Origin of the sequence: Rhodococcus sp. IEGM 1306 (assembly GCF_036541985.1) — a bacterium.
Taxonomy (GTDB): Bacteria; Actinomycetota; Actinomycetes; order Mycobacteriales; family Mycobacteriaceae; genus Rhodococcus_F; species Rhodococcus_F qingshengii.
Window position 1 is genome coordinate 298,369 of sequence record NZ_JAZHFF010000002.1, and the last position, 25,939, is coordinate 324,307.

The following is a 25,939-nucleotide window of genomic DNA, read 5'->3' on the forward strand; positions in this document are numbered from 1 at the left end:
AGATGTGTTGCGATGGTCCGGTGCGCCCTTCAGAAAGAACATTGCCCGACTTTTCCTCCGATTCTCTGGATCCCGCACATTTGCGGGCAGTTGCCGTAGCCGTCGCCGAACGCGCAGCCGAACACGTCCGCTTGCGTCGGCCCGAGGTATTCGGCCTGGTGGGTTCCGGTGCCGCCGAGGGTGGTTCGGTTGCTGCGAAGAGCACGCCCACCGATCCCGTCACGGTGGTCGACACCGAAACCGAGCAGGTGATTCGCGATCTTCTCGCGCAATTGCGGCCTGCAGATTCGATCTTGGGTGAGGAAGGTGGCGGAGACACCGACGATTCCGCGGGAGTTCGATGGGTCGTCGATCCCATAGACGGCACGGTGAATTTTCTCTACGGAATCCCCGCGTTCGCCATTTCGGTGGCCGTGCAGATCGACGGAATCTCGGTGGCCGGCGCTGTGGTCGACGTGTCGATGGAAACAACGTACTCCGCGCATCGGGGCGGCGGCGCAACCATGACAACGGCCGACGGCGTCGCCAGCGACCTACGCGCCAATGCGGTGACCGAGCTGTCAATGGCGCTGTTGGCCACCGGTTTCGGTTACGGAGCGGATCGCCGGAAGGTACAGGGCGCGTTGATCGGGCAGATCCTGCCGCAGGTTCGCGACATCCGACGCATCGGTTCGGCTGCTTTGGATCTGTGCATGGTGGCCACCGGCCGGGTCGACGCCCACTTCGAGCACGGACTGAGTCCGTGGGACTGGGCAGCGGGCTCGCTGATCGCTTCCGAAGCGGGCGCTGTCATCAACGTCCCGGCGCCCGATTCCACTTCGGCAGACGGGGATGTCGTCTACGCGGTGGCTCCGGCAATTGCCGAGCAGTTCGCCGGCATGCTCAGTTCGATCGGTGCGGATCAGCCGATTCCGAGCTGAGGCTTGTCAGCAGCGTGCGGTGCGGGCCGCTTTGAGCAGCGCGATGTCCATCGGGGCGACTTCGGCGTTCGCGGGCTGCTCGGCCAGGGCATGCAAGATCGCGGTGGCGTCTGTGTTGGGGGTGAGGGCGCCCTTGTTGTAGGTGCCGAGAGCCAGGTCGACTGTGTCGTCGCCGCGACCGTCCTGGACCAGTTCGGCACAGGGGGCGACCAGCCAGACGGAACTGGCGGCGGCGAGGCCGTTCGCTCCGAAACGGATCTGACCCTGGCACTCCATGTTCTGGTCGACGTAGACGGGGTCGTTTCCGACCTGAACGTCCGGCGCGCTGGAGAAGCCGAATTCGCTCAGTTGCGCCGCCACCTGGGCCGCCTGACCGTGTTCACCGTTGGCGTTGAACACGCGAACCTTGGTGGCCGCCAGGGGAGCGGGGTCGACGTCGAGCAGCTTCGACCGGTCGACGACGGTTCCCAACGGCAGTGGCGCCGCTGCCGACGGATCGGAGGAAGGCTGCGGGAGGTTGCAGGCCACGGTGTCACTGACTTCGGCCTCGGCGCTCAGGATGCGAACCCACAACACACTGCCGATCAATGCGAGTACCGCGAACACGGCGATCACCGGCCACGCGCGCCGACGGCGGAACGGACGTCCCTGGTCATCGGTAGAGCTGCCTTCGGTGATCAGAGAAACCACGGTATCCCTCGACTTTCTTGACGAAACTTCTACTTCGCCATCGGGCCGAGCGGTGCCGGCATGACGTTCGGTGCCTACCTTAGAGGGCATGTGTGACGACACAGCCGAAGCGAGGCTCGACGCGTCGAACTGCTGTCGATCGCCCACCGCCAGTTGGCCGATTACCGGCCTGTTTGTACCCGGATTCGGCCCGAAAACATCGCCGAAAGGTCACAGCTTGCTCTTGCCTTGGTGACAATTCGCAGTCATTTTTCGGAAATTTCCGATTCGGTTACTACTTTCGTGCTCACGTCGGCTACTGTCTGGCGGCCCAGGTCGTTCAACTGGGCATCGGCAGGACGCCGAAATGACAACCAAATGAGGCGCAGATCACGTTCTCGGAAGGAACTTCCGGGCACTAATTCCAGTCCTGCAGCGTTATGCAGCGACAGGGAATGATCTGGATGCCACGGCGGTTTCCATGCGCATCAAGGATCTACCGGATTCTCGGCGCACACGGGACCGGGATACACGAAGAGGATGGGGTAGACGAGATGGCAACTGACTACGACGCACCGAGGCGTACAGAGTCCGACGAGGTTTCGGAGGACTCGCTCGAGGAGCTGAAGGCGCGACGCAACGAAGCGCAGTCAGCCGTCGTCGACATCGACGAGACGGACACCGCGGAGTCCTTCGAGCTGCCGGGTGCCGACCTTTCCGGCGAGGAACTCTCGGTTCGAGTGGTTCCCAAGCAGGCAGACGAGTTCACATGTTCGAGCTGCTTCCTGGTTCATCACCGCAGCCGCCTGGCCAGTGATGCCAACGGACAGCTCGTGTGCATGGACTGCGCTGCCTGATCTCCCTTCCCGGTGGTCGACCCGTCAGCTCGAGGGTCGACCAAGGGTCGGGAAGTACTGCTTTGCTGTGACCGCGCTGGTCAGCGACCCAGCGCAGCCAGCAGATCAGCGGGACGACGTGTGCTCACCAACCAGTACGGCGTGGGATCCTCCGGGTCGTCGAGCACGATCAACACCATTGTCTTGACCCAGGGGCGATGTTGGACGAACGCCGACGGATCGAGTTGGCGCCCCATCGCCGCACTCTTCGCGGATGCCGGCACTGCTGCCGCCCGCGAAATCAGTTCGACCGGCAGGTGGGCTCTACCCACGTGCAGTTCTTTCACCCCTGCTGTCTCGACCACCTCGACGCGCATCCGGCTGAGCCAGAATGCCGCCCAGATCGGGATGGGGAGCAGCACGACGTAGGCCAGGTACGAGAGAAGCCCCGGGCGGCCCATGTGGACCTCGGCCGCGAGGAGTCCGGCTACGGCCAGCCCGGCGATCCACCACCAGATCGGCACCCACAGGCGCTCGGAGTACAGCGTCGTGGACGGGGGCGTTGTGGTGGCGACGTCAGGTCGAGATGTTTCGGGCACCTGTCAAGGATAGTCCGTCGCTACGAGTAGTCTTGGCCCACGTGAGCGACCATCTCTCCATCGCCTTGAAGCGACTGGATCCAGACCTGCCCGTTCCACAGCGTGCGCATCCCGGAGATGCGGGTGTGGATCTGTGCTCCACCAGCGACGTCACCATCGAACCCGGCCATAGAACACTGGTCGGAACGGGGATCGCGATCGCGTTGCCGGTGGGCACCGTCGGGTTGATCCATCCGCGTTCCGGACTCGCCGCCAAATCGGGACTGTCGATCGTGAATGCGCCCGGAACCGTGGACGCGGGATACCGGGGCGAACTCAAGGTCTGCTTGATCAATCTCGATCCGGCCACAGCCATCGACATCCGCCGCGGTGACCGAATCGCTCAGCTCGTGGTTCAACGAGTCGAACTCCCTGTTTTCGAGGAAGTCGAGTCGCTGGACGACACGACCAGAGGAACCGGAGGCTACGGTTCCAGCGGCGGTCACGCGATACTCGATACCGATGTGCCTGGCGCGGTAGTCGGAGAGGGAGTCTGAATCATGTTCGGACGCAAGAAGAAGACAGACGTCGACGAGGAACCCACCAGCTTCTTCGGTGACGAGAACGACGAGTCGGTGGAGGTCGACGAGGTCGAAGACGATCTCGATGCCGCCGGCGACGAGTTCGGTGACGAATCGGAGGGCCCCTACGACATCTCGGAGATCGATTCCGACGATCCGACGGCAGGCCGTGACGGTCAGCGCCTGGATCTCGGGTCCGTTCTGGTGCCGATGCCGACCGGCGGACAGTTGCAGGTCGAGATGGCGCCCAACGGTTCGCCGCAGGCCGTGCACCTGGTCACCGAGCACGGTCGCGTCACCGTAGCCGCTTACGCCGCCCCGAAATCACCCGGTCAGTGGCGAGAGGTCGTGGCTGAGCTCGCGCAGTCGCTTCGCGACGACAATTCCGCGGTGAGCGTCGAGAACGGCCCGTGGGGCCGGGAACTGGCTGCTGTGACGGCCAATATGGACCTGCGGTTCATCGGCGTCGACGGTCCGCGATGGATGGTGCGCTGCGTCGTCGCGGGTCCGAGCGGATCCACAGCCGCGAACGCCCCGCTGGTCGCAATCGCACGCGACATCCTGCGCGACACCGTCGTCAACCGAGGATCGGAGCCGCATCCGGTGCGGACACCGCTGCCCGTCGTGCTCCCGCAGATACTCGCCGAGCAGTTGGCCGCCGCACACGAGCAGCAGCTGGCGGCAGCTCAGCAGCAGCAGGTCGCCGCCCAGCAGCAACAGCAGGCAGCTCCACCCGCTCCGCCGGCACCCCCGGCGCGACCGACCCCGCCGCCTCGTAGCGGCGAATCCGGTTCTGCCATGCAGCAATTGGGTCAGTAACAGGGTTTTCTTCAGGCGCTCGCGGTGGTATCGGATTCGATCGCCGCGAGCGCTTTGATGCAGGTGGCCCCCAGAACAGCGGGATCGCGCCCGATCATGTCGAGCGTCGTCGTGGCCACTGCGCCGCGGGGCAGTGCCGCCGCCCAGCTTTGCGCTACCGCCGCGGGATGAACCGGATCGTCCACCGCCGACGCAATGCCGACCGGAACGCCCACCGCCCGTAGCTCGCTCTCGCCGAGCGAGTGGTACGACGCAGCCTCGTCGAGTGCTGCCGGGAGATCGGGCCACTGCGAGCGCCAGGAGCGCTCGAGTTCGGTTCCGAGCCATGCCGGACTCGACGCGAGCATTGCCGCGATCACCGCCTCCAAACCTTCGGAGCGCAGTTGCCCTGCGGTGAACTTCGCGCTCGCCGCAGCGGGTGCGTCGTCCGCCGACCCGATCCAGGCCGGAAGCGCTGCCAACACGCTCGCGGTTCGATCGGGGTTCGCGGCTGCCCACTGGAGCGCAACGGCCGCCCCGATCGAGACCCCTCCGACGATGATTCGGCCGTACGTGTCCGCGGCGCTGTTCATCGCGTCCAGGTAGCCGTCCACGACACGCCGAGGGTCCGGTTCAATTGCGACGATGCGCACACCCAGAGCCGCCAGCGGCGCCCGGAATGCGCGGTCCGCGAAGTGGGCGTCAGAGCCTGTACCTGGGAGAACGACGGCAACGGTCGCCGATTCTGAGTTCTGCATCTTTTGATCTTGCCCGGTGCCCCCGAGACGCGGACTGACCGGTGTGGTTACACGCTCGTAATGGGTCTACAGTGGCGATCACACAGCCCTTCACGTGACGCGAAACCCTTGCGTCACACATGTTCGCAGGAGCGCGCAATGGCACCCGCCGCCGCAGGATATTTTCGTCGACTGACCCAGCGTCTGACCGAGGACGTCGACCAGTTGGACGCCCAGGAAATGGCCGAGTCCAACAAGGCTTCCGGAGGTCAGAAGGCGTGCGATTGTCGTCGCGGTGAAGAAGTCACGATGGTGGGCCGACTCCGCAGCGTCGACGCGTGTCCCAAGTCGGGAAATGCCAGTATCGAGGCCGAGTTCTTCGACGGCACCGAGGTGATCAATCTCGTCTGGATCGGGCGTCGCCGGATCCCGGGTATCGAGACCGGTAAGACCCTGCTGATCCGCGGTCGTGTGGGCGAGCGTGACGGTCGCAAGGCGATCTTCAACCCTTACTACGAACTGCGCGGCGAATAGGCGCGTTTCCCGCATTTACCGTGCAACTCGGTGACTGTGGCACCCTCGACAGGTGACTGAAACACAACAGCGATCGGTAATAGACCAACTCGGCGGGCTGAGTGGTCTGATCTATTCGTCTTTGCCGATTCTGATTTTTGTCCCGGTCAACAGCATCTGGAACCTCACTGCGGCAATCTGGGCCGCATTGGGCGTCGCTGTCGCTATCGCGGCCTGGCGACTCTTTCGCAAGGATTCCCTCCAACCCGCTATTTCCGGGTTTCTCGGAGTCGGAGTTTCCGCGTTCATCGCCTATCGCACCGGCGATGCCAAGGGATATTTCCTCTTCGGTATCTACACGAGCCTCGCCTACGGTGCGGTCTTCCTGATTTCCATCCTCGTGCGCTGGCCACTCGTCGGAATCATCTGGGGCTATCTCAACGGGCACGGCAATCTCTGGCGCAAGCACAGCTCCGCCGTCCGCCTCTACGACATCGCGACGGCGGCGTGGGCACTGGTCTTCGGTGCGCGGTATCTCGTGCAGTCACAGCTCTACGACACCGACCACACCGGATGGCTCGCAGTCGCCCGCATCGGTATGGGGTGGCCACTGACCGGTTTGGTGCTGCTCGTGACGGTCTGGGCGGTGCGTAAGGCCGATCGCATCGTCGAGCCGGAACCTGTTGTGGGGCCCGAAGGCAGCGAGCCCACCACAACGGACGAAGGGTCCGAAGAGGTGGGCTCGGTGAATCCGACGAAGCCGCGCGAAGACCGCGATCTCAGCTGATCAGGTCCTGGTACTCGGGGTGCTTGTCGAGAAACTTCACGACGTACGGGCAGACCGGGTGAACCTTGAGGCCGCGCGCGCGTAGGTCGTCCAAGGCTTGGCGGACGAGAACCCCGGCCAACCCGAAACCTTCGAAGGCCGGGTAGATCTCGGTGTGGTTGAACGAGACGACGTCTCCGGACGTGGTGTAGTCCTCGATGCCGGCGAGGTCGCCGTCAGCATGGATCTCGTACCGGCTCTGGCTTGGATTGTCGGTGACTACGGTGTTTTCGGGTGCCTGTGCCATGAGTTTCCCTAATCGGTAGTTGGGATAGGAGCTGACCCCGTATAGGGACAGTTTGTGTTCTGGTGCTGCTGTCGGGGCGACGCCTGTTGTTGCCCGGACATTCGATGTCTCACGAAAGAACGGTGCGCCCCGGTAGCAGTGATCTGGTGTTCGGTGGTGTGATGGCGTTGCCCCTGCCGACCGCAGGGTTCACCCCGGTATGAGTTCTCCCGAGCCGTAGAGCTCTTCGGAAAGCACTGGGGGTCCTGCGGTGTGCTGGAGTCACGGACGGCTACTGAGATGACGGACCGTCGAGTCCTGCGATTAGGGTGCCGCGTGGCCCCTGCCCGGTACCGGGCATCGTATCGAGCAGACGGAGGGAACGAATGAGTTTGTTCTGTGGAATCGATTGGGCCACTGATCATCACGACATCGCGGTCGTCGACCACACGGGCCGCCTGGTGGCCGGCGGCAGGGTCGAGAACACCGCCTCGGGATTCGAGGCCTTGTTGGCCATGCTCGCCGACGCCGGTGAGGACCCGCACGAGCCGGTGCCGGTGGCCATCGAGACCGATCACGGTCTGTGGGTCGCGGCGTTGACCGCCTCGGGAAGGCAGGTCTACCCGATCAATCCGCTCGCGGCCTCGCGTTACCGGTCCAGGCATGTCGTCTCCGGAGCGAAGTCCGATGCGGTCGATGCCCGCACCTTGGCGAATATCCTGCGCACCGACCTGCCCGAGCATCGCCCACGATCGAATGATTCCGAGCTGGCCCAGAGTGTGCGGGTGCTCGCTCGCGCGCAGCAGGACACGATCTGGAACAGGCAACAGGTCACCAACCGGGTCATCGCGCTGCTCAAGGAGTTCTACCCGGCAGCGTTGGAAGCCTTCGCCGGTCTCGAAGGCGGCATCACCCGAGCCGATGCCCGGATGATCCTCACCGCTGCTCCCACCCCTGCCCAGGCGGCCACATTGACTCCGGCCCGATTGCGAAAGTTGATGGCCAAAGCCGGCCGCCAGCGATATCTCGATCGGGACGCCGGGCGCCTGCGCGAGGTGTTCACCGCCGAGCACCTCCGTCAGCCCGCCATGATCGAAGAAGCGATGGGACGGCAACTGAGCGCGTTGCTCGGGCAGCTGAACGCCATCTGTACTGCGGTTGCCGACCTGACGGAGGCGGTTACCGAGACTTTTCACCGACACCCGGACGCGAAGATCCTGACCAGTTTCCCCGGCGTGGGGCCAGTGGTCGGCGCCCGGGTGCTCGCCGAGATCGGTGACGACCGCTCGAAATTCGACGACGCTCGTGGATTGAAAGCCTTCGCTGGATCCGCGCCGATCACCCGCGCCAGCGGCAAGAAGACCGTCATTACGCACCGGCACATCAAGAACCGGCGTCTCGCCGCCGCCGGTTCGATCTGGGCGATGGCAGCGCTGAAATCCTCGCCCGGAGCGCGGCGGCACTACGACGCGCGCCGAGCCAAAGGTGACTGGCTCCAAGAAGCCAAACGCCACTTGTTCAACAAATTCCTCGGACAACTCCACCACTGCCTGCAAACCGGACAAACCTACGACGAAACCCATGCCTTCCCACCTCCTCTCGTGCTCGCGGCTTGACTGTTAACTTCCTGAGATGTCTTTCGTGTCGGTGTGCTCGTGTCAGTTTTCGAGACGGAGTGCTACGCGCAACTGATCCTCGGCGTCGACGGCCGCAACGAAGAGCAGTTCATCCCCGCCTTCGATGGGATCGTCCATCTGCGGGACGATCACGCGTCCGCCACGCAGAATGGTGACCAGTGCGCAATCTCGCGGCAGTTCGAGTTTCTTGACGGCCTTGCCGGCGAGCGGTGTGTTGTCGGGCAACGTGATCTCGACGAGGTTGGCCTGTCCCTGCCGCAGCGTCATCAGTTTGACCAGGTCACCGACGGAGACGGCTTCTTCGACGAGCGAAGCGAGCATCCGTGGTGTCGAGACGGCGACGTCTACGCCCCACGACTCGTCGAAGAGCCATTCGTTGCGGGGATCGTTGACGCGGGCGACAACTCGGCGAACACCGAACTCGGTTTTCGCGAGCAGACTGAGAACCAGGTTGGCCTTGTCGTCTCCGGTCGCGGCGATCACGACTTCGTACGACTCCATCGACGCGTCCTCGAGCCGGCTGAGTTCGCAGGCGTCCGCATGTACCCACTTCGCCTCGGGCACCGACTCCGGTTCGATGTGATCGAGCTTGCGTTCGATCAGCATGACGTCGTGTGAGCTTCGAATCAGCTCACGCGCAATGGAGCGGCCTACGGCGCCGGCTCCGGCGATGGCGACCTTCATCGAGAACTTCCAATCACGTTGTAGTGCAACACAGTCGCAGATTTGTTGTGAGGGACGGCGTGCGGTTCAGTCATCTGCGGCCTCCCTCAGTCGTCGCTCGGCGGTGGGTTGCCGGCCAGCGCGACAGCTTCGGCGACGGTTCCCGATACGGCCGCGATGTAGACCTGGTCGTCGGCTTGGATGACGGTCTTGCGATCGGGGAGAACGCCGGTCCCGAAGCGGATGACGAAGGCGACTCGCGAACTGGTCGCGCTCTCGAGGAGGGAGATCGGCTTTCCGGCCCAATCCTCGTGCAGGGCAAGTTCGGTGATGGCAACGGTGCCCGAAGGATCGCGCCACTTCGCAGTCTGACTTTCCTTGGTCAGCGTGTGCAGGAAACGATCTGTCGACCACGGCACGGTGGCGACCGTGGGAATGCCGAGCCGTTCGTAGACGGCGGCACGCTTGGCGTCGTAGATACGTGCGACGACGCGCTCGACGCCGAAAGTCTCGCGCGCGACACGTGCTGCGATGATGTTGGAATTGTCTCCCGAGGACACCGCGGCAAAGGCGTCGGCGCGCTCGATGCCTGCCCGGACCAGCACGTCACGGTCGAACCCCATTCCCAGAACCTTGGTTCCCGGGAAGTCGAGATCGAGACGCAGAAACGCACTCTGATCGCGGTCGATGACGGCGACCTCGTGTCCGATCCTGGTCAGAGATGCGGCGAGGGACGAACCCACCCGACCGCACCCCATGATGACGACATACACGCCCTACTCCGTTCATGGACCCTCGTGGCGCGATTGCACGCCGAATCGAACGGTACAGCCCCTCACGGGAAGAGCAAGTACAACGGTCGCCTGCGTGCCGGTTGTCACGACAAAAGGTGAAGTTGGGGCGCTGATGACTCCGAATCGGGCGAGACGGCTTACGCTTTGCACGTGTCTAAGCTCTCGACCGCTACCAAGCGGCTCCTGCTCGGTCGGCCGTTCCGAAGCGACAAACTCGGGCACACGCTGCTACCCAAGCGAATTGCACTACCGGTCTTCGCGTCCGACGCGATGTCATCCGTCGCGTACGCCCCCGAAGAAATCTTCCTGGTTCTCTCCGTCGCGGGTATTTCCGCGTACGCGTACACGCCCTGGATCGGATTGTCCGTAGCCATCGTCATGGCTGTGGTGGTGGCGAGTTACCGCCAGAACGTCCACGCCTACCCGTCCGGTGGCGGCGACTACGAGGTCGCAACGGTCAACCTGGGCCCGACCGCCGGTCTGACCGTCGGTAGTGCGCTGATGGTCGACTACGTGCTGACGGTCGCGGTGTCGATATCGTCGGCGGCGTCGAACATCGGTTCGGCTCTGCCGTTCGTCGCGCAGCACAAGGTGCTGTTCGCGGTCGCCGCGATCGTGTTGCTGACCGCGGTCAACCTTCGCGGTATCCGTGAATCCGGCACGGCGTTCGCGATTCCGACGTACGCGTTCATCGTCGGTATGTTCCTGATGCTCGGGTGGGGATTCTTCCGGATCTACGTCCTGGGTGAGGACGTGCACGCGGAATCGTCGTCGTTCACGCTGAACGCCGAAGACTCGCATCTGTACGGAATTGCCTTCGCGTTCCTGATAGCTCGCGCATTTTCCTCGGGCTGTGCCGCCCTGACCGGCGTCGAGGCCATCAGCAACGGCGTACCGGCGTTCCAGAAGCCGAAGTCGCGCAACGCCGCCACGACCTTGCTGCTGCTCGGGTCGATCGCCATCGTCCTGCTGATGGGCATCATCATCCTGGCTCAGAAGATCGGCATCGTCTACGCCCATAACCCGCAGGAACAGCTGGTCGGAGCCCCGGAGGGCTACCACCAGAAGACCTTGATCGCGCAGATCGCCGAAGCCGTGTTCAGTGGTTTCCCGATCGGATTCTTCTTCATGGCGATCGTCACGGCACTGATCTTGGTTCTGGCCGCGAACACCGCGTTCAACGGATTCCCGGTACTCGGATCGATCCTGGCGCAGGATCGGTACCTACCGCGTCAGCTGCACACCCGCGGCGACCGGTTGGCGTTCAGCAACGGAATTCTCTTCCTCTCCGGTGCCGCTATCGCATTCGTCGTGGTGTTCGGCGCCGAGGTCACCAAGCTCATCCAGCTGTACATCGTCGGCGTCTTCGTCTCGTTCGTGCTCAGCCAGACCGGCATGATCAAGCACTGGACTCGGCATCTGAAGTCCGAGACCGACAAGTCTCAGCGCGCCCGCATGCAGCGTTCGCGAGTGATCAATTCGATCGGTCTGGCAATGACCGCCACAGTCTTGATCATCGTTCTGATCACCAAGTTCGCGGCCGGCGCGTGGATCGCCATCGTCGCGATGGTCGCGATCTTCATCGTGATGAAGATGATCCGCAAGCACTACGACAGCGTCGCGGCCGAGCTCGAGGAGCAGGAGTGGGACGGTGTGCTGCCCAGCCGCACGCACTCGATCGTGCTCGTCTCGAAGCTGCACATGCCGACCATGCGAGCTCTCGCCTACGCGCGAGCCACGCGACCGGACACCCTCGAAGCCATCACGGTCAACGTCGACGAGCCAGACACCCGTGCACTTGTGCGTGAGTGGGAGAAGAGCGACGTGACGGTTCCGCTCAAGGTGATCGAATCGCCGTACCGCGAAATCACCAAGCCGGTTCTCGACTACGTCAAGCGTGTACGACGCGATGCCCCGCGTGACGTCGTCACCGTGTTCATCCCCGAGTACGTTGTCGGACACTGGTGGGAGCAGATCCTGCACAACCAGAGTGCGCTCCGCCTCAAGAGCCGCCTGCTCTTCCAGCCCGGCGTGATGGTGACGAGCGTTCCGTGGCAGCTGAGTTCGTCGGCCAAGGCGAAGCCGCTCGACATCGAGAAGACCGCAGGCGCCACGCGTCGCGGTTACGACACCGGCGAGAAATGATCACCCGCGAGAAATGATCGGCAACATCGAAATGGCAGGCGTAGTTCGTTGAGTGAGAATTGGACCGGGCAGACCTTCGAGGTCGATCTGGGCAACCCCGGTCACGGCGGGTTCGTCGTCGCCCGGCACGAGGGGCGGGTCGTGTTCGTCCGTCACGGTTTGCCGGGGGAGCGGGCGCTGGTCCGGGTGACCGAGGACAAGGGCGGATCGTTCTGCCGCGCCGACGCTATCGCCGTTCTCGACGCATCTCCGCATCGCATCGATCCGACCTGCCCGATCTCCGGCCCGGGCGGGGCAGGCTGCTGCGACTACTCGCACGCGGATCTGAGCGTCCAACGTGAGATGAAGACCTCGGTCGTGCGGGAGCAGCTTCTGCGACTCGCTCGCGTCGAATCGGACGTCGCGGTGGAGGAACTACCTGGAACCGGAGACGGGACAGGGTGGCGCACGCGAGTGCGGTTGGCGGTGGACGGGCACGGGGTCGCGGGATACCACGCGTACCGGAGCAACCGGATCGTCACGGACCTGCGCTGCACCCAGATCGATCAGAGCGCCTACGACGGTCTCGGCGGCCAGCAATGGACGCCGGGCAGTGAGCTGCAGGTCGTTCTCGACGCCACCGGCGAGCGGCACGTCGTGGAAATCGCCGCGCCCGCTGTGTCCAAGACGGGACGACGGACTCCGGGGCGTCGCGGCGCCATGGCACGCCGAGCGGCAAGCGGCGGTCCGCGAAAGACCCGCGTGGCCATCGGGTCGGACACAGTGATCGAGCGCGTCGGCAATCGAGAATGGGCGTTGTCCGCCACGGGTTTCTGGCAGGCCCATCGCAGTGCTGCGAACGCGTACTCACAGGTGGTCGGAGATTGGGCCGGAGCCGCTACCGACGACACGGCCTGGGATCTCTACGGCGGAGTCGGGGTTTTCGCAGCTGTGCTCGCCGACCTTGTCGGGCCGTCCGGGGTCGTGGAGTCCGTCGAATCCTCGGCGCGAGCAGTCTCCGACGGACGGGAAGCGCTCTCGGATCTCGGTCAGGTGCGCTTCCACAGTGCCCGAGTCGAGAACGTTCTCCCGGATCTGGAGCGATCGCCTGCCGTCATCGTGCTCGATCCGCCACGAGCGGGCGCGGGTCGTCCGGTCGTCGAAGCGCTCGCCGCAACTGGCGCCGAGCGGATAGTGCACATCGGCTGTGACCCCGCGTCGTTCGGTCGCGATATCGGTCTCTACCTGGAGCAGGGCTTCGGAATCGGCGGCCTCCGGGCGTTCGACGCCTTCCCGCAGACTCACCACATGGAGTGCATCGCGCTCCTCGAACGCTGACGCGTGGCGAATTCTTTCCCCGAACGGGTGTGACGCTTCTCGCGTTCACAACAGTTGCTTGCATTACGCAACTAATCGTATAGTTTCGTTCTGCAAGTAGTTTTCCGTTTTCAAGTCACGGCTCATTCGGGCCACTCGAATTCAGGGGTAGGCAATGTCGGTACAGCCGGAGACGGCCCAGGCGCTCGTCGACACGATCTTCATGTTCGGCAGATCGCTGCGAGCCGCGGTCACCACCGGCGCAGACAGCCTGCTGCCGCCTGCACTGGTCAGCGTGTTGTTCATGCTGGCAGCGCGGGGGGAGTGCCGACAGAACGAATTGGCCGTCGATCTGTGTGTCAGTCAGTCGTCGCTCAGCCGACAAATGTCGGATCTGGTCGACGCGGGGTATGTCGAGAGAAATCCCGATCCGGCTGACAAACGGGCGTTCCGCATCCGAGTATCGGAAGAGGGACACGACGTTTTAAGGAAAACCACGCAGCGGCGTGCGGCGCGTTTGCGCAACATGCTCGAAGACTGGAGCCAGGAAGAGGCCATGGCCGCAGTGACATCGCTGCAACGTCTCAACGAGACGTTCGGCGCATCGAATCGGCAGGCCTCACCGGCAGTTCCGCACACGGGCGTAGAAAGTATTGGGAGATAAGGCACATGGCAGCAACAGTTGGAGAAACCCGGGCAAGTACCGGAGGTGACGGATCGCCCCGCGAAGCGGCCGCGATGACTCACCGCGAAATCCTCGAGGCACTCACCGGCCTCATCGCAGCGCTGTTCACGGCGCTGCTCAGCAGCACCATCGTTTCGACCGCGCTTCCCACGATCATCGGCGAATTGCACGGAACGCAGACTCAGTACGCCTGGATCATCACCACGGCACTGCTCGCCACCGCGGCATCGACGCCGATCTGGGGCAAGCTGGCCGACCTGTACAACAAGAAGGTCCTGGTCCAGACCGCGATCGTCATCTTCGTGATCGGTTCGGTCATCGCCGGCGCGGCACACAACGTTCCGTTGCTGCTCGGTGCACGTGTCATCCAGGGCATCGGTATGGGTGGCCTGACCGCACTCGTCGTCGCCATCATCGGCACGATCATCCCGCCGCGAGATCGCGGTCGCTATTCCGGATACATGGGTGCGGCCATGGCCGTCTCGATGTCCGGCGGACCGATCCTCGGCGGCGTACTCGTGGACACTGCCGGCTGGCGCTGGTGCTTCTACGTGTGTGTCCCGTTGGCAGTCATCGCACTGTTCCTGCTTCAGCGCACACTGCACGTCGAGACAGTGAAGAAGGACAACGTCTCCATCGACTGGATGGGCGCCACCCTGCTCACCGCCGGTGTCAGCGTCCTGCTGATCTGGGTGTCGTTTGCCGGCCAGGACGACTACTACGCCTGGTTCTCGAAGGAATCTGCCTTCTTCGTCATCGGTGGTCTGGCCCTGCTCGGCCTGACGATGTTCGTCGAATCCAAGGTCAAGGATCCGATCCTGCCGATCAAGATCATCACCGAGCGCACCACGGCTCTCGCCATCATCGCCTCGATCGCCGTCGGTGTCGGCCTCTTCGGCGCGACGACCTTCTTGACGCAGTACTTCCAGACCGCACGCGGATTCGATCCCACCGAAGCCGGATTGCTCACCATCCCGATGGTCGCCGGTATGCTCGTCGCTTCCGTCGGCTCGGGACAGTTGATCACCAAGTTCGGCCAGTGGAAGCCCTTCATCGTCGCCGGCGCAGTCCTGCTGCTTGTCGGTTTCGGACTGCTGTCGACGATCGACCACGCCACCAGCCTCTGGACCATCGGAATCTTCATCGCCATCGTCGGTCTTGGTACCGGCATGTTGATGCAGAACATCGTGCTCGCGGTGCAGAACACGGTCAGCGTCGAGAACATCGGTGCGGCCAGCAGTATCGTGGCGTTCTTCCGCACGTTCGGCGGCGCGATCGGTGTTTCGGTGCTCGGGTCCATCCTTGCGACCCGCGTCAAGACACTGACAGTCGATTCGGTGTCCACCTTGCCGCCCGAGCAGCAGGCGGTAGCCGGAAAGAGCCTGCAGGACGGCCTGGATCTGAGCAACATGCCTGACTTCGTCTCGCAGATCGTCCGGTTCGCTTACGGCGACGCAACAGGTCGGATCTTCCTGGTCGCAGCCGTAGTCGCGGTGGTAACGCTCGTGTCGGTCATCTTCATCCCGAACCGTCCGCTGCGCACCACGATCGACCTGGCAACCCCCGACGCAGAGCAGAAGTTCGAGGAAGAGCGCGAAGAGAAGAACCTCACTCGCTGATCCGCATGCCCGGCTGGTCTACTGCCGGCTGCGTCTTCTGAATTACTTCTGTCACGCCATAGCCCATCGAACGCGGACCGAGATCGATTCTTCGATCTCGCCGCGTTCGACGGCTATCGGGGCGGAATCCGCTTTCATCGCCGCGACACGCCCGCGCATCGGCGCGATCTGGTCGAAGTCCTCGAGCACCTCGAGGACTTCGACCAGATCTTTGTCTGCGAGGTCTGCGAACTGCCTGGCCTTCGATTCGGCTGCCGTCCACGCCAACTCGCGTGCTCTTGTCGCCAGATCGCTGCGATCGTCGAGATCGAACTCCAGTCCGTCCAGCCGGATCGCATCGCCGCCCACCGATACACATGCTGCGATGACGGCTGCAGGGGAGTTCGCCGCTGCCGGCCCCAGTTCTCGCAGGACGACTCGAAAAGTTGTCGAGGCCGTGAATCCCGTTGTCTCCTGGCGGCCTCCGTCACTCCAATGAGTTTGCGGATGGACGCTCAGTCCGGCGGTGGTGAGGTCCGCTCCGCGTACGCCGCGCGAGTGCAGGGTCTCGGTCAGAGCGCTGGACAGCCGCGCGACGGCGTCGAATGCGTCGGAAACGGCTGTCTGTGTCACCGATACTCCGATCGTCAGCCGCACGATGTCGGGAACAGCTGTAGCAGTGGCGGTTCCGGTGACCGTGACAGTGGACGGCTCCGAGGTGAGGGCGGTGGTCGGCATGTGTACTTCCTATCCGATTCGTCCGGCGGATATGACACTCCGCAACATCAGGTCCAGTTGCTCGTAGGCTCCTGCCGCAAGTCGTTCGAGCAGTGCAAGTTTCAACTCGGGTGCCTGCGCGGTCAGTTCTGCGTATCGCTCCGGTGTCAGGACGGCCACGGTGACCGTGGAATCGGCGCGAATGTCGTTGAGGAAGGGGGTGTCGAGGAACATCGTCATCTCGCCGAACGTCATTCCGGCGGAGAGCGTCGTGATCCGGTGCTCGACCCCGTGTGCGTCCGTGAACATGGTGCTGACCTGGCCACTGAGAATCAGGTAGAACCCCGAGGCCGATTCACCTCGGCGGGCGATCTTCTCACCGCGGGCATAGGTTCGCGTCTCCAATTCAGCCGAGAATCCCTCGATCTGTGCCGCGGACAGAGCATCGAGAACAGGGTGGTCCTCGATCGAGATCGTCGACGCCTGACGATCGGCTTCACAATGCACCGCAAGCAACGTGTCTTCGCACCACTGCATGGCGGAATCGAGGTCCGCAAAAACCCGACCACTTCTTCTAGCGGGGTCGATGCTCGAACTCCGTTGTCCCATTAGTCCTTGCGGATCGACGACCGCCACCGCGCAGGCTTGTTCGGCCAGCTGAACCTGCAGCGCAGTGATCATCCGCACCGCGACGTCGCTCGCGTCGTCGACGCGGCGGACGTCGATGACGACAACTTCGAGACCTTCGTCCACCGAGCCGATTTCGCGGACCGCCGATTCGGCACCGGTGAAGAGGAGGTCGCCGTGCAGCTCGTAGACCCGGCTGCGCTTGCCGACGTCGTCGAGCACAGCCTGTTCGGTCGGGGTGCGTCGTACTCGCGACGGCGCTTCGATGACGCTGTATCTGGCTCGGATCGAGGAGCGTGACGCCCGCGTCACGTGGAGGAAGTGCAGTTCGAGTTCCTTCGACAGTGCCCGGGCGGAAGCAACTCCGCGAACGCTGTTTCCGTGAACGTCGAGCCGGGGGGAGTACACCGCGATGCCGATCTGGCCCGGCAGAACGGCCAGGACTCCGCCGCCGACGCCGCTCTTGGCCGGCAATCCGACCTCCACCAGCCACTTTCCGGCGCCGTCGTACATTCCGCACGTTGCCATGACACTGAGGACCTGTTCGACGCCCGCGGGAGCCAGCGCACGCTCGTGGGTGAGCGGATTGACACCGTTGTTCGCCATCGTCGCAGCCATCAGACTCAGATCGCGGCAGGTCACGTCGATCGAGCATTGACGGAAGTACAGGTCGACGGCCTCGTCTGGATTGCCGGTGATGACGTCGAAGGATCGCAGCATGTGGCCGATCGCGCGGTTGCGGTGACCGGTCCGCGCCTCGGAGGTGTAGACCGACTCGTTGAAGGTCAGCTCGCGGCCTGCGTACCTCGAGTACGCCGAGCGGATGCGCTCGAAGCGGGCCTCGGGATTCGGGCCAGCAACCAGTGATGCAGCGGTGATCGCCCCCGCATTGATCATGGGGTTTCGTGGCCGTTCGGTGAGCGGGTCGAGGCTGATTTCGTTGAACGGCTCGCCGGATGGCTCGACGTCGATTTTCGCGGCAACCGCCTCGCTTCCCCGATCGGCGAGAGCCAAGGCGTAGGTGAAGGGTTTCGAGATCGACTGAATGGTGAACGGGATTCGCGAGTCACCGATCTCGTAGACGTAACCGTCGACGGTGGCGATGCAGATTCCGAACGAATCGGGGGCGACCGCCGCGAGTTCGGGGATGTAGTCGGCCAACTCGCCCTCGTCGAGTGATCGGACTTCGTCGAACACTCGCGTGATCAGGTCGTCGACCACAGTTCCCATACGTCGACCTTAAGCTGACATGGCGGTCGTTTTGTGGAACAAGAGTTGTCGAGTCGATTGCGACGGATCCCATTTGTCTGTGATTGCGATCACGAGCGATCTCTGAGATTTCGCTGTTACGCGAAGTCACACCGGAATCGGGCCGAGTCCGCGTGTCGGTTCGCCGGAACGCTCCGTAGACTGGCAGCACTGTCGCGAAGACAGCCGCGGCGCGCACCGGTGCAGCTGTGAAGCACGGAGGGAGCGATCTCGTTGGGTGTTCTTGCCCGCATTCAGGGTCCTGACGATCTACGTCAGTTGAGCCACGCCGAGATGACGGAGTTGGCCGACGAGATTCGTGAGTTCCTCGTGCTGAAGGTCGCTGCGACCGGTGGTCACCTCGGGCCCAACTTGGGCGTCGTGGAGTTGACCCTCGCACTGCACCGAATTTTCGACTCGCCGCAGGACGCGATCATCTTCGACACGGGCCATCAGGCCTATGTGCACAAGATCCTCACCGGCCGTCAGGATCAGTTCGACACCTTGCGTAAGCAGGGCGGACTGTCCGGATATCCGTGCCGCGCCGAGAGCGAACACGACTGGGTCGAGTCCTCTCACGCTTCCGCCGCTCTGTCCTATGCCGACGGACTCGCGAAGGCCTTCGCGTTGACGGGTCAGAATCGCCACGTTGTCGCCGTCGTCGGTGACGGCGCGCTGACCGGCGGAATGTGTTGGGAAGCCCTCAACAACATTGCGGCGGGCAAGGACCGTTCGGTGGTGATCGTCGTCAACGACAACGGTCGCTCGTACGCGCCGACCATCGGCGGGCTCGCCGACCATCTCTCGGCACTGCGGACCGCACCGAGTTACGAGCGCGCGCTCGACAGCGGCCGACGCCTGGTCAAGAGACTGCCCTGGGTCGGGCGCACCGCGTACTCGGTCCTGCACGGAATGAAGGCCGGTCTCAAGGACGCGGTCAGCCCTCAGGTCATGTTCACCGATCTGGGTATCAAGTACCTCGGACCGGTGGACGGACACGACGAAGCCGCCATGGAATCGGCGTTGCGCCGGGCGAAGGCTTACGGCGGGCCGGTCATCGTTCACGCCGTCACGCGCAAGGGCAACGGTTATGCACACGCCGAGAACGACGTGGCCGATCAGATGCACGCCACCGGCGTCATCGATCCCGTCACCGGTCGCGGCACCAAGTCGTCGGCGCCGGACTGGACGTCGGTCTTCTCGGCCGCATTGATCGAGCAGGCTTCGCGTCGTGAGGACATCGTCGCCATCACCGCGGCCATGGCCGGGCCCACCGGACTCGCGGCCTTCGGTGAGAAGTTCCCCGATCGGATGTTCGACGTCGGGATCGCCGAGCAGCATGCGATGACCTCGGCCGCCGGCCTGGCGTTGGGCGGACTTCACCCCGTCGTCGCTATCTACTCGACGTTCCTCAATCGAGCTTTCGATCAGTTGTTGATGGACGTCGCTCTGCTCAAGCAACCGGTGACGGTCGTGCTCGACCGCGCCGGGGTCACCGGAGTCGACGGCGCCAGCCACAACGGCGTCTGGGATCTTTCGCTCCTCGGAATCATTCCCGGGATCCGCGTCGCGGCACCGCGTGACGCAGACACGCTGCGCGAAGAACTGGACGAGGCGCTTCTCGTCGACGACGGCCCGACGGTCGTAAGGTTCCCGAAGGGTGCTGTACCCGAAGCTATTCCGGCAGTGAAGCGACTCGACGGAATGGTCGACGTTCTCAAGGCCAGCGAGGGTGAGCGCGGCGACGTGCTCCTCGTCGCGGTGGGCCCGTTTGCATCCTTGGCGCTCGAGATTGCCGAGCGCCTCGACAAGCAGGGCATCTCGGTTGCCGTCGTCGATCCGCGGTGGGTTCTGCCGGTCGCGGATTCGCTGGTGAAGATGGCGGACAAGTACGCGCTCGTGGTCACCATCGAAGACGGCGGTCTGCACGGCGGCATCGGTTCGACGGTCTCGGCTGCGATGCGTGCCGCCGGCGTGCACACGTCCTGCCGTGACATGGGCGTTCCCCAGCAATTCCTCGATCACGCCAGCCGCGAAGCCATCCACAAGGAACTCGGACTCACGGCTCAGGATCTTTCGCGCAAGATCACCGGCTGGGTGGCGGGGATGGGCAGCGTCGGCGTCCACGTCCAGGAAGACGCGTCCTCGGCGTCGGCCCAGGGTGAAGTCGCGCAAGGCTGACAGCTCGTCTCACAATAATCTCGAAAAGCGGTGGCTCTCGGATCAATCCGAGGGCCACCGCTTTTCGGTGTGAAACCGTGAGATCTCGCTACTGGACGGATTCGAGTGTGCTGCCTCGCGTTTCCTTCACGAACCTCAGGACGACGAACAGCGACAGTAGCGCCATGACGGCGTATCCGGCGTAGGTGTAAGACAGATTCCAATCGGCCAGGGCCGGGAACGTCCAGGACACCAGGAAGTTCGCGACCCAGTTGGTGGCGGTCGCAATTCCCACCGCTGCAGCACGCACGCGGTTGGGGAACATTTCGGAGATCAACACCCAGACCACCGGGCCCCAGGACAGAGCGAAGAAGAAGACGAATGCGTTGGCTCCGATGAGTGCGATCGTGGCGTTGGCTCCGGTCAGCGTGGCCACGGATTCGCCGATCTCGTTCTTCGTCACTGTTGCCGAATGGAAACAGAAGGCTGCGGTACCCAGTGAAATGGCCATACCGGCGGAACCGACCAGCAACAGCGGCTTTCGCCCGACCCGGTCGATGACGGCGATGGCCACGAACGTACCGACGATGTTGACCAGAGCGCTCACGACACTGATGAGCAACGAGCGATCGGCCCCGAATCCGACTGCCTGCCAGAGCGTGCTCGAGTAGTAGAAGATCACGTTGATGCCGACCAACTGCTGCAGTGCAGCCAACGCGATGCCGACCCACACCAGATGCGAGACGCCGAGCCGCTTCGAGAAGAGTTGGCGGACTGTGGTCTTGGCCTGCTTCTCCGTCAGTGATTCACGAATCTCGTTCATCCGTTCGGTGACGGCGTCGTGATCTCCGCCTTCGAGGTCGGAGATGATCTTGCGAGCTCGATCGTCCTTGCCCTGCGCCACGAGGAATCGCGGAGACTCCGGAATCGTGGTCGTCATGATCAGGTACAGGACTGCGGGAACAGCCTCGAGCATCAGCATCCACTGCCAGGCTTCGAGGCCCGCGATCTGATTGCGATCACCGCCGGCCGCAGCTTGGAGGGCATAGTTGACCAACTGCGACACGGCGATTCCAAGGACGATCGCCAACTGGTACATCGAGCCGAGGCGTCCGCGAATCGCGGCGGGGGAGATCTCCGCGATGTATGCCGGGGCGATAACTGATGCGAAACCCACGGCCAGGCCGCCGACCACGCGCCAGAACGTGAGGTCGTAGACGCTGAACGGAATTGCGGAACCGACGGCGCCGATGATGAACAGCACCGCGGCTATCTGCATGACGCGGATGCGGCCGAGTCGGTCTGCGAGTGTGCCTGCGATCCAGGCGCCGAGTGCTGCGCCGAGCAGAGTCAGTGAGACCGTGAGCCCGGTGCCCGAGGCGCCGATGTCGTACTTGTCTCGGATCGCACCGACTGCCCCGTTGATGACGGCGGTGTCGTATCCGAACAGAAAACCGCCGAGCGCGGCGGCGCCGGCGAAGAGCACTGCGTGTCCGACGTCGGCGCGAGTAGCGCCGGATCCACCGCCGGAGGCGGTTCCGCTGAATGCCATTCCTGCCCCCTCAAAGGCCCTACGGTCGACACCCCGATGCGCCGATCCATCCGCGAGCACTCTGCACGCTACGCCCACCGGAGGAGATTTGGCGGGGACTCACACGCCGTTATCCAGCTGAGTCCATTCTCGCGTCGAATCAGGCCGACTCAGAGATGAGGTATTGATTGCAGTGACTATGCAGACAATCAGGAAGGCGCAGGTGAGATGGGTTTATTCGCCCGCGAGACGCTCGGCTCTGGCCGCGATGTCCTCGAGATCCTTTGCCATGAATTTCCGGGTCACCCGCGCGCCCAATCGACCGAATACTGCTGTGAAGATTTTCGAGATACGTGACGTGGATTCGGATTCACCGGAGAAGTGCATCTCGAGGATCGTGCCTGCGGCGTCAGGCTTCAGAGTGAACCCACTCGTGTAGTTCATGCCGTGGGAGTTGGCTTTGACGACCGTGCGGGTAGGAGCGTCGACTTCGGTCACCCACATGTCCTCGGTTGCTTCCTTGCCCATCATCTTCCGAGTCTCACGCCACTTGGTGCCGACGGCGTAGCCCTCTCCGGCGAGCCGTTCGATACGGATCACGCCGGAGAGGGTCTCGGCAGCATTGTCGAGGTCCGTGAGGACCTGCCACACGGTCTCTGCCGGTGCTTTGACGTGCCTGGTTACGGAGATCGAAAGTTCAGCCATGCGGGTGAGCATAAAGACCGTGACCGACACTGCATCTTTTCTAGGTGGTTGCGCGCTTCGCGGCTTCGCTCAAGGTCGGTGTGATCTGGCCGAGGACCCACGGCGTGCTCAGGACGTTGACGTTGCTCAGTCCGCCGATGACGCGGGTGTCGCTGAGGAATGCGGTGGATCCGCGCTTGACCGCGTCGAGTCCACCGACTGCGGGTATGCCGGACGGATCACCGGAACCGTCGGTGAAGCCGACGATCACATCGGCGTCGATGTCGGCGATGTTCTCGTAGGAGATCGTCTTGAAGAACGATCCGCCTGCGTTGTCCGCGGCGAGCTTCTCGACGCCTGGTGCGTTGACGAACCCGAGTTCGGTCAGCACCTGGACGCGCGGATCGGTGGGCAGGTAGACGTTGATGTTGCTCGAGTCGGTGTCGAAGTTGACCACTGCCAACGTCTTCCCCGCGAACTCCGGGTGGGCTGCGGCGGTATCGGCGAGAGTAGCGTCGAGGCCGTCGACGAGCTTGTCGGCCTCGTCGCTCTTGCCGACTGCCTTGCCGACGATGCGGGTCTGGTCCTGCCAGGATGTCTGCCAGGCAGCGCCGGGGTAGGCGGCCGTCGGTGCGATCTTGCTCAGTTGGTTGTAGACGGATTCCTCGAAGCCCTCGTACGGCGCGAGGATGACGTCGGGTGTCAACGACGCGATGGACTCGATCGGCGGTTCTCCGCTGGCCGGCATGTCGAAGAGCGTGGTCTTGTCCGCGTCGAAGTAGTCCTGCGCCCAGGGCATCACGCCGTTGTCGTCCGCACCGTAGGTGTACTTGGGCTGTCCGACCGGAGTCAGATCGAGTGCGTACAGGATGTCCTGCGCGTTCCATCCGAGAGTGACGAGGCGCTCGGGCTTCGATTCGATGGTCGTGGTGCCGAAGGTGTTCTCGATACCGACGGGGAATCCGTCCGTACCTTGTGCGGTCGTCGAGGTGTCCGTATCCGAGGAGCACGAGACAAGGGCGGTGACTGCAATTGCAGCGGCACCGAGGGCGGCAAAGCCTCGAACAGAAGTTTTCATGAAGGGCAGCCTAACCTACTGATTTTCGGCAGCCAAACGAAACCGAGTGCGCTGTTTATGCAGGTGGGGGTGAGATGTGGGCCGGGTTTCGCGGGCCCCCGTTTCGGTGGGCGATACTGTCCCGGTGCGATCACAGCAAAAGATTCTCGCCGCTGCTCTCGGACTGATCGAAGGCGGCGGATTCGAGGCTGTGAACATTGCCGCGGTTGCCACTGCGGCCGGTGTCTCGCGTCAGACGGTGTACTCGATTTTCGGAACGCGAGAAGAGGTCGTCTCCCAGGCGATGGGCGGTCTTGCCATCGAGGTGCTCGGGGAGATCACGGCACAGGTGGAGTCGGTCGACACGGCGTGTGACTATGTCGTCGAATTCATCGTTGCCGCGCGAACTGCCGTGCGTGCTCACCCGGTTCTGGCGACACTGCTTCTCGCAGAACGGGGAAACCCCGTCTTCGACGTCGAAATGATGAGTCGAGCAATACCTTTCGCTACTCAGATGCTCACTCCGATGGTCGAACGTGGTCTCGCCACGGACGTGGAACTTGACGAGATAGTGGAAATTGCCGTGCGTCTCGGACTTTCGGTTGTCGCCTTCGACAGTGAGCTCGTCCATTCCGACGACTCCCTGCGCGCCTTTCTCGCGCGGTGGCTCGGGCCCGCAATTCGGTCGACCTCGTAGTTCCTCGCCTACTTCGTCAAAACCTTGACACTAGGTCGTCAGAGTGTCTAGTTTTGGCGTGCCCGGGATTCTCTGGCGACATTCTTCGAGGGAGCACCAGTCATGTCCGGAGTGAAACGTAGATCGTTCTTGGCCGGCACGGCCGCCGTGGGAGTCGCGATGACGGCGCCACGCACTGCCAAGGCTGCAACAGGGATTCCGCTGACACGTGAAGTGCACCGTGTCGTGGTTATCGGTTCGGGGTTCGGCGGAGGGGTGACGGCACTTCGCTTGGCCGAGGCCGGGGTTCCGGTCACCCTGCTGGAGAGAGGGATTCGGTGGCAGACCGGGCCGAATGCCGAAACTTTTCCGCATCCCGCCAGTCCGGACAAGCGTATCCTCTGGCATCAGTCCAACCCGACTCTGTTCGGCAGGCCGGCGATCTTCGAGCCATACGCGGGTTTGTTGGAGACGGTGACCGGTGAGAACATGACCGCGATCTGCGCAGCCGGTGTGGGCGGCGGATCGCTTGTGTACCAAGGGATGACGCTGCAACCGGAAGAAGCGGTCTTCAACACGCACTTTCCGGAGGAGCTCGATTACGCACGAATGGACCGCGTCCATTACCCGCGGGTGGCGCGGATGTTGCAAGTGGAAACTGCACCCGACGAACTGATTTCCAGCCCGAACTACGAGGCGGCACGTGTATTCGCGCGTAACGCAACGCGTTCCGGTCTACCCGTGTCGAAAATTCCGATGCCGATCGACTGGAACTACGCGTTGGCCGAACTGCGGGGTGAGATGAAGCCGTCGTACACCAACGGTGACGGCGCGCTCGGGGTCAACAACGGCGGCAAGCATTCGGTGGACGTCACCTACATTGCGGCTGCGGAAGCGACCGGATTGGTCGAAGTGGAGACTCTGCACCAGGTCACCGATGTCGAGCGGGCGGCCGACGGACGGTGGCGTGTGTACGTGGACCGGACCGACATTTCCGGCAACATTCTCGAGAACAAGATTTTGACGACGGATGCGCTCGTGATGGCTGCCGGCAGCATGAACACCACCAAACTCCTGGTCCGCGCCGCGGCAACGGGGCGGATCACGGATTTGCCCGACGAACTCGGCGCGGGGTGGGGGACCAATGCCGACCGGATCTACATCTGGTCGGATCTCGCGGAGAATTTCGGCGCGACACAGGGCGGGCCGGTCGTCTACGGCAGCCGGAACTGGGAGGACCCGCACAACGCGTTCACCGTCATTCAGGCGTCGTTCCCGCCGGTGGCGTTCGACGCTCACAGCACGGTGATGGTCGGATTCGGTGTCAGTACCGACCGAGGTCGGTTCGTGTACGACTCGGTGCGGGGTGAGGCGGTGCTCCATTGGCCGAAGGACGGGGATTCGGCGATCCAGCAACGCCACATCGGGCCGGCGGCCCATCGGATCGCGGCCGGAGGTCTCCTGACCGACACGAACGCGATACTGCCGTCCACCTGGCATCCTCTCGGCGGCGCCTGCATGAACTCGGTGTGCGACCTCGATGGCAGGGTTCTCGGTCAGCGTGGGTTGTACGTGCTCGACGGTGCTCTGCTGCCGGGTAACTCCGCCGCGTGCAATCCGTCGATGACCATTGCCGCCGTCGCGGAGCGTGCACTCGAGAACATCGTGAAAGACGATGTGGGAATCCTCTTCTGAGTCTGCACAAACGCCCCGGACGGCGTACCCGAAGGCACGCCG

At 63.4% G+C, this 25,939-nt stretch carries 25 protein-coding genes; 14 read left to right on the top strand and 11 right to left on the bottom strand.

Annotated features, from left to right (window positions below; genetic code table 11):
- The first annotated feature begins 41 nt into the window (after nucleotides 1–41).
- On the top strand, nucleotides 42–920 hold the full coding sequence (locus V3587_RS08130; protein WP_283376345.1) for an inositol monophosphatase family protein: 879 nt from the start codon (nucleotides 42–44) through the stop codon (nucleotides 918–920).
- A 6-nt stretch (nucleotides 921–926) separates the two neighbouring features.
- Here V3587_RS08130 and cei read toward each other — a convergent pair whose 3' ends face one another.
- Nucleotides 927–1,610 carry an envelope integrity protein Cei gene (gene cei / locus V3587_RS08135; RefSeq protein WP_003942618.1) on the bottom strand — a complete coding sequence of 228 codons (684 nt, stop codon included), beginning with the start codon at nucleotides 1,608–1,610 and terminating at the stop codon, nucleotides 927–929.
- A 533-nt stretch (nucleotides 1,611–2,143) separates the two neighbouring features.
- Here cei and V3587_RS08140 point away from each other — a divergent pair.
- Complete coding sequence (locus tag V3587_RS08140; RefSeq protein WP_003942593.1) at nucleotides 2,144–2,446, top strand: DUF4193 domain-containing protein; 303 nt, start codon at nucleotides 2,144–2,146, stop codon at nucleotides 2,444–2,446.
- 80 nt (nucleotides 2,447–2,526) lie between these two features.
- On the opposite strand, the gene V3587_RS08145 is transcribed toward V3587_RS08140, so the two are convergent.
- Nucleotides 2,527–3,024, bottom strand: a complete 498-nt coding sequence (locus V3587_RS08145; RefSeq protein WP_283376346.1) for a DUF3093 domain-containing protein — start codon at nucleotides 3,022–3,024, stop codon at nucleotides 2,527–2,529.
- A gap of 41 nt (nucleotides 3,025–3,065) precedes the next feature.
- On the opposite strand from V3587_RS08145, the gene dut reads away from it, so the two are divergent.
- Together dut and V3587_RS08155 are read left to right on the top strand one after the other, a co-directional pair.
- Nucleotides 3,066–3,560 carry a dUTP diphosphatase gene (gene dut / locus V3587_RS08150; RefSeq protein WP_200315054.1) on the top strand — a complete coding sequence of 165 codons (495 nt, stop codon included), beginning with the start codon at nucleotides 3,066–3,068 and terminating at the stop codon, nucleotides 3,558–3,560.
- A gap of 3 nt (nucleotides 3,561–3,563) precedes the next feature.
- Entirely contained in the window at nucleotides 3,564–4,403 is an 840-nt protein-coding gene (locus V3587_RS08155; protein ID WP_200315052.1) for a DUF3710 domain-containing protein, read from the top strand.
- Nucleotides 4,404–4,414: 11 nt separating this feature from the next.
- Here the strand turns inward: V3587_RS08155 and V3587_RS08160 are convergent, their stop codons facing one another.
- Nucleotides 4,415–5,140, bottom strand: a complete 726-nt coding sequence (locus V3587_RS08160) for an alpha/beta hydrolase (protein ID WP_283376347.1) — start codon at nucleotides 5,138–5,140, stop codon at nucleotides 4,415–4,417.
- 138 nt (nucleotides 5,141–5,278) lie between these two features.
- On the opposite strand from V3587_RS08160, the gene V3587_RS08165 reads away from it, so the two are divergent.
- Nucleotides 5,279–5,653, top strand: coding sequence for an OB-fold nucleic acid binding domain-containing protein (locus V3587_RS08165; protein ID WP_003942613.1), 375 nt, complete (start codon nucleotides 5,279–5,281; stop codon nucleotides 5,651–5,653).
- 52 nt (nucleotides 5,654–5,705) lie between these two features.
- Entirely contained in the window at nucleotides 5,706–6,419 is a 714-nt protein-coding gene (locus V3587_RS08170; RefSeq protein ID WP_095970531.1) for a DUF3159 domain-containing protein, read from the top strand.
- On the opposite strand, the gene V3587_RS08175 is transcribed toward V3587_RS08170, so the two are convergent.
- On the bottom strand, nucleotides 6,412–6,705 hold the full coding sequence (locus tag V3587_RS08175) for a GNAT family N-acetyltransferase (protein WP_095970530.1): 294 nt from the start codon (nucleotides 6,703–6,705) through the stop codon (nucleotides 6,412–6,414). The genes V3587_RS08170 and V3587_RS08175 overlap by 8 nt on opposite strands.
- 365 nt (nucleotides 6,706–7,070) lie before the next feature.
- On the opposite strand from V3587_RS08175, the gene V3587_RS08180 reads away from it, so the two are divergent.
- The gene (locus V3587_RS08180; RefSeq protein ID WP_044480091.1) at nucleotides 7,071–8,300 is read left to right on the top strand and encodes an IS110 family transposase; all 1,230 of its coding nucleotides are present in this window, start codon (nucleotides 7,071–7,073) and stop codon (nucleotides 8,298–8,300) included.
- A 42-nt stretch (nucleotides 8,301–8,342) separates the two neighbouring features.
- Here V3587_RS08180 and V3587_RS08185 read toward each other — a convergent pair whose 3' ends face one another.
- Nucleotides 8,343–9,005, bottom strand: coding sequence for a potassium channel family protein (locus V3587_RS08185; RefSeq protein WP_003942632.1), 663 nt, complete (start codon nucleotides 9,003–9,005; stop codon nucleotides 8,343–8,345).
- Nucleotides 9,006–9,091: 86 nt separating this feature from the next.
- Complete coding sequence (locus V3587_RS08190) at nucleotides 9,092–9,757, bottom strand: potassium channel family protein (protein ID WP_095970529.1); 666 nt, start codon at nucleotides 9,755–9,757, stop codon at nucleotides 9,092–9,094.
- 171 nt (nucleotides 9,758–9,928) lie between these two features.
- Here V3587_RS08190 and V3587_RS08195 point away from each other — a divergent pair, with 171 nt between their 5' ends.
- The 4 genes from V3587_RS08195 (at nucleotide 9,929) to V3587_RS08210 (ending at nucleotide 15,523) form a co-directional block, all read left to right on the top strand.
- Complete coding sequence (locus V3587_RS08195) at nucleotides 9,929–11,923, top strand: APC family permease (RefSeq protein WP_095970528.1); 1,995 nt, start codon at nucleotides 9,929–9,931, stop codon at nucleotides 11,921–11,923.
- Nucleotides 11,924–11,971: 48 nt separating this feature from the next.
- Nucleotides 11,972–13,240: a class I SAM-dependent RNA methyltransferase gene (locus V3587_RS08200; protein ID WP_283376348.1), complete on the top strand. Its 1,269-nt coding sequence runs from the start codon at nucleotides 11,972–11,974 to the stop codon at nucleotides 13,238–13,240.
- A 154-nt stretch (nucleotides 13,241–13,394) separates the two neighbouring features.
- A complete protein-coding gene (locus tag V3587_RS08205) occupies nucleotides 13,395–13,883 on the top strand; it encodes a MarR family winged helix-turn-helix transcriptional regulator (RefSeq protein WP_095970526.1) in 489 nt (162 codons plus the stop codon).
- 5 nt (nucleotides 13,884–13,888) lie between these two features.
- On the top strand, nucleotides 13,889–15,523 hold the full coding sequence (locus V3587_RS08210; RefSeq protein WP_185564972.1) for an MDR family MFS transporter: 1,635 nt from the start codon (nucleotides 13,889–13,891) through the stop codon (nucleotides 15,521–15,523).
- Nucleotides 15,524–15,574: 51 nt separating this feature from the next.
- On the opposite strand, the gene V3587_RS08215 is transcribed toward V3587_RS08210, so the two are convergent.
- Nucleotides 15,575–16,240, bottom strand: a complete 666-nt coding sequence (locus V3587_RS08215; RefSeq protein WP_235172133.1) for an SIMPL domain-containing protein — start codon at nucleotides 16,238–16,240, stop codon at nucleotides 15,575–15,577.
- Between the two features lie 9 nt (nucleotides 16,241–16,249).
- Nucleotides 16,250–18,076 (bottom strand): glutaminase A, encoded by a 1,827-nt coding sequence (gene glsA, locus V3587_RS08220; protein WP_283376349.1) that lies wholly within the window; start codon nucleotides 18,074–18,076, stop codon nucleotides 16,250–16,252.
- 252 nt (nucleotides 18,077–18,328) lie between these two features.
- On the opposite strand from glsA, the gene dxs reads away from it, so the two are divergent.
- Nucleotides 18,329–20,275 (top strand): 1-deoxy-D-xylulose-5-phosphate synthase, encoded by a 1,947-nt coding sequence (dxs, locus tag V3587_RS08225; RefSeq protein WP_166809537.1) that lies wholly within the window; start codon nucleotides 18,329–18,331, stop codon nucleotides 20,273–20,275.
- A gap of 88 nt (nucleotides 20,276–20,363) precedes the next feature.
- Here the strand turns inward: dxs and V3587_RS08230 are convergent, their stop codons facing one another.
- The 3 genes from V3587_RS08230 to V3587_RS08240 all read right to left on the bottom strand — a co-directional run bounded on the left by V3587_RS08230 (nucleotide 20,364) and on the right by V3587_RS08240 (nucleotide 23,547).
- Nucleotides 20,364–21,806 (bottom strand): sugar porter family MFS transporter, encoded by a 1,443-nt coding sequence (locus V3587_RS08230; protein ID WP_124569724.1) that lies wholly within the window; start codon nucleotides 21,804–21,806, stop codon nucleotides 20,364–20,366.
- Nucleotides 21,807–22,019: 213 nt separating this feature from the next.
- Entirely contained in the window at nucleotides 22,020–22,490 is a 471-nt protein-coding gene (locus V3587_RS08235; RefSeq protein ID WP_166809536.1) for an SRPBCC family protein, read from the bottom strand.
- A 40-nt stretch (nucleotides 22,491–22,530) separates the two neighbouring features.
- Nucleotides 22,531–23,547 carry an iron-siderophore ABC transporter substrate-binding protein gene (locus tag V3587_RS08240; protein WP_283376350.1) on the bottom strand — a complete coding sequence of 339 codons (1,017 nt, stop codon included), beginning with the start codon at nucleotides 23,545–23,547 and terminating at the stop codon, nucleotides 22,531–22,533.
- Between the two features lie 124 nt (nucleotides 23,548–23,671).
- On the opposite strand from V3587_RS08240, the gene V3587_RS08245 reads away from it, so the two are divergent.
- The gene (locus V3587_RS08245) at nucleotides 23,672–24,223 is read left to right on the top strand and encodes a TetR/AcrR family transcriptional regulator (protein ID WP_095970519.1); all 552 of its coding nucleotides are present in this window, start codon (nucleotides 23,672–23,674) and stop codon (nucleotides 24,221–24,223) included.
- A 102-nt stretch (nucleotides 24,224–24,325) separates the two neighbouring features.
- Nucleotides 24,326–25,897, top strand: coding sequence for a GMC oxidoreductase (locus tag V3587_RS08250; protein ID WP_095970518.1), 1,572 nt, complete (start codon nucleotides 24,326–24,328; stop codon nucleotides 25,895–25,897).
- Nucleotides 25,898–25,939: the final 42 nt, after the last annotated feature.

What these genes read in the sequence shown, in the direction of transcription:
- V3587_RS08140 (WP_003942593.1), top strand. Translation starts at nt 2,144, where the DNA reads ATGGCAACTGACTACGACGCACCGAGGCGTACAGAGTCCGACGAGGTT.
- V3587_RS08155 (WP_200315052.1), top strand. Translation starts at nt 3,564, where the DNA reads ATGTTCGGACGCAAGAAGAAGACAGACGTCGACGAGGAACCCACCAGC.
- V3587_RS08160 (WP_283376347.1), bottom strand. Translation starts at nt 5,140, where the DNA reads ATGCAGAACTCAGAATCGGCGACCGTTGCCGTCGTTCTCCCAGGTACA.
- V3587_RS08165 (WP_003942613.1), top strand. Translation starts at nt 5,279, where the DNA reads ATGGCACCCGCCGCCGCAGGATATTTTCGTCGACTGACCCAGCGTCTG.
- V3587_RS08175 (WP_095970530.1), bottom strand. Translation starts at nt 6,705, where the DNA reads ATGGCACAGGCACCCGAAAACACCGTAGTCACCGACAATCCAAGCCAG.
- V3587_RS08180 (WP_044480091.1), top strand. Translation starts at nt 7,071, where the DNA reads ATGAGTTTGTTCTGTGGAATCGATTGGGCCACTGATCATCACGACATC.
- V3587_RS08185 (WP_003942632.1), bottom strand. Translation starts at nt 9,005, where the DNA reads ATGAAGGTCGCCATCGCCGGAGCCGGCGCCGTAGGCCGCTCCATTGCG.
- V3587_RS08205 (WP_095970526.1), top strand. Translation starts at nt 13,395, where the DNA reads ATGTCGGTACAGCCGGAGACGGCCCAGGCGCTCGTCGACACGATCTTC.
- V3587_RS08210 (WP_185564972.1), top strand. Translation starts at nt 13,889, where the DNA reads ATGGCAGCAACAGTTGGAGAAACCCGGGCAAGTACCGGAGGTGACGGA.
- V3587_RS08215 (WP_235172133.1), bottom strand. Translation starts at nt 16,240, where the DNA reads ATGCCGACCACCGCCCTCACCTCGGAGCCGTCCACTGTCACGGTCACC.
- glsA (WP_283376349.1), bottom strand. Translation starts at nt 18,076, where the DNA reads ATGGGAACTGTGGTCGACGACCTGATCACGCGAGTGTTCGACGAAGTC.
- V3587_RS08230 (WP_124569724.1), bottom strand. Translation starts at nt 21,806, where the DNA reads ATGGCATTCAGCGGAACCGCCTCCGGCGGTGGATCCGGCGCTACTCGC.
- V3587_RS08235 (WP_166809536.1), bottom strand. Translation starts at nt 22,490, where the DNA reads ATGGCTGAACTTTCGATCTCCGTAACCAGGCACGTCAAAGCACCGGCA.
- V3587_RS08240 (WP_283376350.1), bottom strand. Translation starts at nt 23,547, where the DNA reads ATGAAAACTTCTGTTCGAGGCTTTGCCGCCCTCGGTGCCGCTGCAATT.
- V3587_RS08250 (WP_095970518.1), top strand. Translation starts at nt 24,326, where the DNA reads ATGTCCGGAGTGAAACGTAGATCGTTCTTGGCCGGCACGGCCGCCGTG.